The sequence below is a fragment of the Longimicrobium sp. genome (assembly GCF_036387355.1).
In the GTDB taxonomy this organism is placed as follows: domain Bacteria; phylum Gemmatimonadota; class Gemmatimonadetes; order Longimicrobiales; family Longimicrobiaceae; genus Longimicrobium.
Window position 1 is genome coordinate 1 of the sequence record NZ_DASVTX010000588.1, and the last position, 7,978, is coordinate 7,978.

Sequence of the window (7,978 nt, forward strand, 5' to 3'; positions counted from 1 at the left end):
GGTCAGCATGAGCCGTAAGGGGAACTGCTGGGACAACGCGGTAGCGGAGAGCTTCTTCGCGACGCTCGAGATCGAGCTGATCGAGGGCGCGGACTGGCAGACGCGCAACGAGGCGAGACGGGCCATCTTCGACTTCATAGAGGTGTGGTACAACCGCCAGCGCAGGCATTCCAGCCTGGAGTACCTGACGCCAGCGGTGTTCGACAAGCGGCTTTTGGAAGCGACGCGCGCGTCGCTTCCAAAAGCCGCTTGATCCCCACTAACCCGGTGTCCTTGCAATCGGGGCAGGTCCAGGCCTCCTTCCGCCGCACCGGCACCCTCCGAAGCGCACCGTGGTTGCTGTTCTCCCCTCTCCGCGCGGCTGTTTGCGCGGGGGAGGGCGGGGGAGGGGCCCACACGCGGAAGCGACGAGATTGCGTCGCCGCGTTTCCCTGAGCGGATGAATCCGCCGCTCTGAAAGCGGTAAACCCCGACTCGCAGACGCTGACGCGTCCGCGATCGGGGCTTCAACTGCTTCAAGAGCCAGAAGATCGGCGCGGAACCGGGGTGTGCTCCCTCTCCCACATCTGTCCGTGGGAGAGGGTCGTCGCGCGCAGCGCGCGGGGTGAGGGCCACAGCCGCGGCCGCGCTCACATCCCGCAGAACCGCGCGAGCAACGGCCCGTCCTCACCTCCGCCAATCATCCTCCGTGACGCGACCGCTGCATGCGTCGTCCCTGCGGTACTTGTGGAAAGCGGGCCTGCGCATCACTGTATGCGCTCGCTCAACCCTCCTGTACCGGAACGTTTTTCAGGACGCAAACGGAATGCAACGGATTCTGTCCGCAGGTCTTGGCGCGCTGGCGGTCGCGGCGGCTGCCGCGTGCGCCGGAGCGCCGCGCACACCCGCGCCCGCACCCGTGGCGCAGCCGGCCCCGGCGCAGTCCGCCGGCCCCGCCACGCCGGGCGAGGCCGCCGAGTTCATCGCGCAGACCGAGGCCGAACTGCGCAACCTGGCGCTACGCGCCAACCAGGCCTCCTGGACCGCCGCCACCTTCATTACGGTGGACACCGAGGCCATGAGCGCCGAGGCGCAGAAGAATCTGGCCGTCGCCGTGCAGCGCCGCGCCCTCGCGGCGCGCCGCTACGACGCCGTGCAGCTTCCCGCCGACCAGCGCCGCAAGCTGAACCTGCTCAAGCTGGCGCTGGTGGCCCCCCCGCCGGGCAACCCGGAGGAGGCCACCGAGCTTTCGCAGGTGGCGGCCAGCATGGAGGCCGACTACGGCCGCGGCCAGTACTGCAAGGCGGGCGGCGAGTGCCTGGACATCGGCGACGTGACGCGCATCATGGCCACCAGCCGCAACGAGGCCGAACTGCGCGACGTGTGGCGGGGATGGAACGCCGTGGGCGCGCCCATGCGCCAGCGCTACAGCCGTTTCGTGCAACTGGCCAACAAGGGCGCGGGCGAACTGGGCCACAGCGACGCGGGCGCCATGTGGCGCGCCGGCTACGACATGCCCGCGGACGAGTTCTCGGCCGAGGTGGAGCGGCTGTGGCAGCAGGTGCGCCCGCTGTACGTGTCGCTGCACGCCTACGTGCGCCAGCGGCTGGCGGAGCAGTATGGACCCAACGTGGTGCCGCCCAACGGGCTGATTCCCGCGCACCTGCTGGGCAACGTGTGGGCGCAGGAGTGGGGGAACATCTACCCGCTGGTCGCGCCGCGGAACGCCGCCGGGCCGGGGTACGACCTCACGGAGCTGATCGAGGCCAAGAAGCTGGACGCCGTGCAGATGACGCGCTTCGGCGAGCGCTTCTTTACTTCGATGGGCTTCGACTCGCTTCCGGCGACCTTCTGGCAGCGGTCGCAGCTCGTTCAGCCGACGGACCACGAGGCGGTCTGCCACGCGTCGGCGTGGGACATCGACGATGAGGAGGACCTGCGCATCAAGATGTGCATCACGCCCACGGCGGAGGACTTCGTCACCATCCACCACGAGCTGGGGCACAACTTCTACCAGCGCGCGTACCGCGGGCAGCCGCCGCTCTTTCGCAACGGCGCCAACGACGGCTTTCACGAGGCCATCGGCGATGCGGTGGCGCTGAGCATCACGCCCGACTACCTGCGGCAGGTGGGGCTGCTGGACCGCGTGCCGCCCGCCGCGGCGGATACGGCGCTTCTGTTGCGGCAGGCGATGGACAAGGTGGCGTTCCTGCCCTTTGGCCTGCTGGTGGACAAGTGGCGGTGGGGCGTGTTCAGCGGGCAGATCACGCCCGCCAACTACAACGCGGCGTGGTGGGAGCTTCGCAACCGCTACCAGGGCATCTCGGCGCCGGTGGCGCGCTCGGAGGCGGATTTTGATCCAGGCGCCAAGTACCACATCCCGGCCAACACGCCGTACATGCGGTACTTTCTGGCCCGGGTGCTCCAGTTCCAGTTCTACCGCGCGCTGTGCCGCGAGGCGGGGTACACCGGCCCGCTGCACCGCTGCTCGTTCTACGGCAGCAAGGAAGCGGGGGCGAAGCTGCAGACCATGCTGGAGGCGGGGCAGAGCCGTCCCTGGCAGGAAACGCTCTACGCCGCCACCGGCGAGCGGACGATGGATGCGGGCGCCATGCTGGAGTACTTCGCGCCGCTCAAGGCGTGGCTGGACCGCCAGAACCAGGGCAAGCCCGTAGGCTGGTAAGCGCATACCGTGTCGCGAGATCCGCGGGTATGCGGATGACGCGGACCGTATGACGAGGATCGGAGGATGAGGATCGGAGGATGAGGATCGGGGCGCCGGATGATTTCGGCGCCCCGAATTTCGTTCGTGCGGCGGAGGGTGGCCCTCACCCGGCTCGCTAAAGCTCGCCACCCTCTCCCACGAACAGATGTGGGAGAGGGGGCACACGGCAGCTGCACCCCTCCCCCGGCCCCTCCCGGCGCAAACAGCCGCGCAGAGAGGGGAGAACGGCAACGACGGTGCGCTCCGGAGGGTGCCGGTGCGGCGGAAGGAGGCCCCCTCCCCCCAACCCCCCTCCGCCCGCTCCGCGGGAGAGGGGGAGCCGTTCGGCGCAGGGGCCGGCGGCGGTGTTTGAGGCCCGCCCCGCTCATGGTGTCGAAGCGCAGAGTGCGGCGCGTCCCTGCGTTGAGCGCGAATGAATCCGCCGCTCGAACAGCACAGAGTCCGCCTGCGCGAACTGCGTCCGATGCTTCGGCGCGGGCGGCACACGACGAGTTTTCCGCCGGGTTGGTTGAAGCCCCAATCGCGGACGCGACAGCGGCCACGAGTCGGGGCTTCCCGCTTTCAGAGCGACGGATCCATTTCATCCGCTCCGGAGGGCTGAGGGCGCGCCTGATTCCGTCTTCCCGCATCGGTACCCGCCGCCGCGTGCAGGTGAAGTCCCCCCGTCTGTTTGGGGGGACTTTCCGCCGTTGTTGCGGCGACTTCAGTCGCTCAGCCACTCCTCCCGATTCCCGATTCCGAGTCCCCGTCCGCCCTCCCCCTTCCCGTATCTCCTTGCCGTGGCGTGCCGCATGCATTTCGCCACCGCATGGCACAAACCAAACGCGCATCCCCCGAACCCGAGGACCCCGTCGGCTCCGCGCTGGGCGCGGCGGAGGAGGCCACCGCGCGCTTTGCGGAGGCCAAGAGCGAGGTGGTGCACCGGCTTGCGGACGTGGACGCGGCGGTGGTGGCGATGGTGCAGCGCGTGTTCGACGCCACGCCGCCGGAATTTCAGCGCTCGTTCCACGTCAGCGTGGACGGCGACGAGGCCGAGGAGCTTCCCCTGCCGGAGTTCATTCGCCTTCTGCTGGAGCGCCCGTCCGGCGCCGCGGGCGAGTTCACCATCGCCGTGCAGGAAAACCTGTACGACGACGGAGACGGGGAGGATGAGGACGAGGAGGACGACGAACTCGGCTTCTGACCCGCCGCTGAGGAGAGAAGCGAGAAGCGCCGCCCGGCATCAGCCCGGGCGGCGCCTTCCCATCCAATGATCCCCGCCCAACCCGCCCCCCGAGCCGTCCCCCTATTCCCCCGGCGGTAGGCGGAACCGGAAAGGATGACGGCGGATGAGGGCGTGCCCCTGCGCTGCGCTCCGGGCCGGGCCGGGCTGCGCGCGCCGTAGGCAACGATACAGCTGCTGCCAACGGCGCCGAGCCCCCTCCGCACCAGGGCACGATACTGCTGTGGCCTGCCGCTCCGGGTTCTCGGCCCTCCGGGCGCGCATCCCTCACGCAAAGTGATCCGCGGATCCGGCGCGACATCCCATCCGGGAGAGACGTTCCCCCTATTCCCTATTCCCTATTCCCTATTCCCTGGTCCCCCGCGGCAGCCGCACCAAAAACGTCGTCCCCGCCTCGTCCGACGAGTCCACGTGAATGGAGCCGCCGTGCGCGCGCACGATGCGCTCCGCGATGTACAGCCCCAGACCCAGGTTGGCCGACGACCCCGCGTGCGCCTTGCCGCTGCTCCCCTTCATGGGATCGAACAGCGTGCGCAGCCGCTCGTCGGTGATCCGGGCGCCGTGGTTGTGCACCGCCAGCGTGACCTCGCGCGCATCGCCGCGGATGCGCACCACGACCACCCCGTCCGGCCGGCCGTGGTCCAGCGCGTTCGCCACCAGGTTGCTGAGCGCCTGGCTGATGCGGGCGCAGTCCCACTCCCCGTCCAGATCGCCTTCCATGTCCAGCTGGATGGTGCGGTCCGGGTGCGCGGCCAACATCTCGTTCACCACGTCGCGCGCCGCGCGGCCCATGTGCATGGGCGCGGCGACGATGGGAATGCCCCCGCCCAGACGGGTGCGCGTAAGGTCCAGCAGCGCGCCCACCATCTGCACCATGCGGTTGGAACTGTTCGCGATGGTGGCGGCCAGGGTTCGGCTGGGCGCCGGCAGATCCTGCGACTGCAGCATGAAGTTGGCGGACGTGAGCACCGCGCCCAGCGGCGTGCGCAGGTCGTGGCCCAGGATTCCCAGAAACATCTCGCGCGAGCGCGCCAGGTCGTCGCTGTACCGGGTGATGGACTCCGCCAGCGCCTGGTCGATCGCCTCGTTGAAGCGCGTCAGGTCGTCCAGGTCCGCGGCCGTCAGCACGCCGCGCGCCCGGGTCCAGAGCCGGATGACCGTGGCGCGCAGGGCGCGGTACTCGGAAACCATCTGCTCGACGGTGAAGCCGTTTTCCGCCCGGTCGGCGCCGTGCTCCTCGGCGGCCGTGGCCTTGGCGGCGGCGTCCACGGGCGCGTTGCCCTTGCTCTTGTCGGACTGGGCGCCCGCGGTCTGCGGCGTCACCAGGTCCTCCGCGATCACCATGAGCATGGCGTTGGCGTGGTCGCGCAGCCCGTCAATGTCCATTCCCGTGCTCGCCGGGGCGCAGGTGCGCGCGAACGCCTCCCACTCCGCCAGGATCGGCTCGCGGTTGCTCAGGATGAACTGGGCGAGGGAAATGCCGCCGCGAATGCCGGGCCCCGCCTCGGCGTCGTCGGCCGGCGCCTCGTCGGCGGGTCCGGTGGCAAAGCCGGCAAAGTGGGTTTCGATCACCCCCAGCATGCGGTAGCCCGCGGCCGTCACCTTGTGCAGGTCGGGCACAAAACGCGGCGCGTCCTCCTCCTGCGCCTGCTCGGCCATCATTTCCGTGTAGCCGATGATCTGCGAGAGAGGGGTGCGCAGGTCGTGGATCAGGCGCGCGGGAAGGGGGTGGCGCACCACCCCGGCCTCGGCCGCATCCGTGCTCACGGGGCCGCCTCCGCGGCGGTGCGCCCCGCCGCGCGCTGGATCAGCAGCTCGATCTTGGCCAGCAGCCGCGGAAGTTCCACCGGCTTGGTGTCGTAGTCGTCGCACCCCGCCTCCAGTGCCTTGCCGCGGTCGCTGGACATGGCGTGCGCCGTGAGCGCGATCACGGGAATGTGGCGCGTGGCCTCGTCGCCCTTGAGGCGGCGGGTGGCCTCCCACCCGTCCACCACGGGAAGGCTCATGTCCATCAGCACCAGGTCCGGCGCGTGCCGGCGCACCATCTCCATCCCGCTCTGGCCGTCCACCGCCAGCAGCACCTCGTGCCCCTTGCGCGCCAGCCGCCGCGACAGCATGTCGCGGTTCATCTCGTTGTCTTCCACCAGAAGGATCTTCGCCATGGCAGTGCGAGGGGCTCACGCGGGAAGCGCGCGCCTCTCTCCCCCCTTTCGGATGATGATGGAGCGCTCCGCGCCGTGGTCGCTGATCAGCTCACGTACGCGGTGCAGCAGCTTTTCCGGCGCTTCACCCGGCTTGCGGAACACCAGCTGAACGTTGCCGCTCAGCCGCGCCCGGTCGGCGCGGCTCAGGTCCTGCGAGGTCACCACGACGATGGGGACGGCGTGCCATTCCGGATGGCGGCGCACCTCTTCGGTGAACTGGTAGCCGTCCATCTCCGGCATCATCAGGTCCAGCAGGATCAGGCGGGGAAGCTCGCGCGCCATGGACTCCAGCGCGGCGCGCCCGTTGGCGGCCTCGTTCACGCTCCACCCCTCCGCCTGCAGCAGCACCCGCATGAGCCCCCGCGACGGGGCGTCGTTGTCCACCACCAGCACCGCGCCGTCACCGCACGTGTAGCGCCGCAGGATGGACGACAGGCGGCCCCGGTCCACCGGCTTGGTGGCGAACTCCGCCGCGCCCAGCAGGGAGCCGCGCTGCGGGTCGTCCACCATCGTCAGCATGATGACGGGAATGGGGCTGAGCGCCGGGTCGGCCTTGAGCGCGGCCAGCACGCTCCACCCGTCCATCCCCGGCATCATCACGTCCAGGGTGATGGCCACCGGCAGCATCTCCCGCGCCAGCCGCAACCCCTCCTCGCCGCCGCTGGCCACCAGGACGCGAAAGCCCTCGCGGCTCAGAAAGCGCTGCATCAGATCGCGCTGCATGGGGTCGTCGTCAATCACCAGCACGCAGTTGGATCCCGCCAGCCCTTCGGTGGCCCCGGCGATCACGCCCGCCAGCGCCGGCGACAGGGCGTCGGCGGGCTCCGGGTCCGGCCCGGCCACGGTGGCGGGGAGCTTGATGGTGAAGACGCTTCCCTCGCCCGCCACGCTGCTCACGGTGACGTCGCCCCCCATGAGCTGGCAGAAGCTGCGGGTAAGCGCCAGCCCCAGCCCCGTCCCTCCAAACCGGCGCGTGGTGGACGCGTCGGCCTGGGTGAACTCCTTGAACAGCTTGAGCAGCTGCTCGCTGCTCATGCCGATCCCGGTGTCGGTGACGCGAAAGACGATCCACTCGCGCCCGTCCATCCGCTCGCGGCCGCCGTGCACGCTGATGGTGCCGCCCTCCGTGAACTTGACCGCGTTGCTGAGCAGGTTGAAGAGGGTCTGCCGCACCTTCACCTGGTCGGCGTGCATGTGCCCCAGGTCCGGCTCCATGTCGACGTGAAGGGCGTTGGCGTTGGCGGCGGCCATCCCGGCCAGCGCCGAGGTGACTTCGCCCATCATCTCGCCCACGTCGAAGTCTTCCAGAAACAGCTCCATCTTTCCCGCTTCGATCTTGGACAGGTCCAGGATGTCGTTGATCAGCGAAAGAAGGTGCTTGCCGGCGGTGCCGATCTTTTCCAGGTCTTCGGCGAACTCGTCCAGCCCGCGCTCCACCGACTCCTCGTACAGCATCTCGGAATAGCCGAGAATGGCGTTGAGCGGGGTGCGCAGCTCGTGGCTCATGTTGGCCAGAAAGAGGCTCTTGGTGCGGTTGGCCGTTTCGGCTGCTTCGCGGGCGCGGGCCACCTCTTCTTCCGCGCGCCGCCGCTCCGTTACGTCCTCCAGCGCCAGCATGAGCAGTTCGCCGTGGTGGCCGGCCTGCAGGCGGCGCGCGTTCAGCAGCATGACGCGCCGGCCGATGACGGGAAACTCGTGCTCCAGCTCGAAGTCGTTGAAGACGGTGCTGGCGGGGATGATTTCCTCCAGCAGGGTGCGCAGGGCGGGGATGTCCCACTGCCCGTTGCCCAGCTGGTAGATCAGCTGCTGCTCCGTGTCGTCGGCCGTGACCTGAAAGGTCTGGTAGAA

Annotated in this window: 6 protein-coding genes; 3 read left to right on the forward strand and 3 right to left on the reverse strand. The window is 69.4% G+C overall.

Annotated features, from left to right (window positions below; all coding sequences use genetic code 11):
- From VF665_RS25495 to VF665_RS25505, 3 genes are all read left to right on the forward strand, one after another.
- Positions 1-253 (forward strand): integrase core domain-containing protein (locus VF665_RS25495; protein WP_331056318.1); only part of this gene is annotated, 253 nt, incomplete at its 5' end.
- 552 nt (positions 254-805) lie between these two features.
- Positions 806-2,662 (forward strand): M2 family metallopeptidase, encoded by a 1,857-nt coding sequence (locus tag VF665_RS25500; protein ID WP_414679535.1) that lies wholly within the window; start codon positions 806-808, stop codon positions 2,660-2,662.
- 850 nt (positions 2,663-3,512) lie between these two features.
- Complete coding sequence (locus VF665_RS25505) at positions 3,513-3,887, forward strand: hypothetical protein (RefSeq protein ID WP_331056320.1); 375 nt, start codon at positions 3,513-3,515, stop codon at positions 3,885-3,887.
- Positions 3,888-4,271: 384 nt separating this feature from the next.
- Here the strand turns inward: VF665_RS25505 and VF665_RS25510 are convergent, their stop codons facing one another.
- The 3 genes from VF665_RS25510 to VF665_RS25520 form a co-directional block, all read right to left on the reverse strand.
- Positions 4,272-5,693 carry a sensor histidine kinase gene (locus tag VF665_RS25510; RefSeq protein ID WP_331056321.1) on the reverse strand — a complete coding sequence of 474 codons (1,422 nt, stop codon included), beginning with the start codon at positions 5,691-5,693 and terminating at the stop codon, positions 4,272-4,274.
- Positions 5,690-6,088 carry a response regulator gene (locus VF665_RS25515; RefSeq protein ID WP_331056322.1) on the reverse strand — a complete coding sequence of 133 codons (399 nt, stop codon included), beginning with the start codon at positions 6,086-6,088 and terminating at the stop codon, positions 5,690-5,692. The genes VF665_RS25510 and VF665_RS25515 overlap by 4 nt, the downstream gene beginning before the upstream one ends.
- 15 nt (positions 6,089-6,103) lie before the next feature.
- On the reverse strand, positions 6,104-7,978 hold a 1,875-nt coding region (locus VF665_RS25520), incomplete at its 5' end, for a response regulator (RefSeq protein ID WP_331056323.1).

What these genes read in the sequence shown, in the direction of transcription:
- VF665_RS25515 (WP_331056322.1), bottom strand. Translation starts at nt 6,088, where the DNA reads ATGGCGAAGATCCTTCTGGTGGAAGACAACGAGATGAACCGCGACATG.
- VF665_RS25505 (WP_331056320.1), top strand. Translation starts at nt 3,513, where the DNA reads ATGGCACAAACCAAACGCGCATCCCCCGAACCCGAGGACCCCGTCGGC.
- VF665_RS25500 (WP_414679535.1), top strand. Translation starts at nt 806, where the DNA reads ATGCAACGGATTCTGTCCGCAGGTCTTGGCGCGCTGGCGGTCGCGGCG.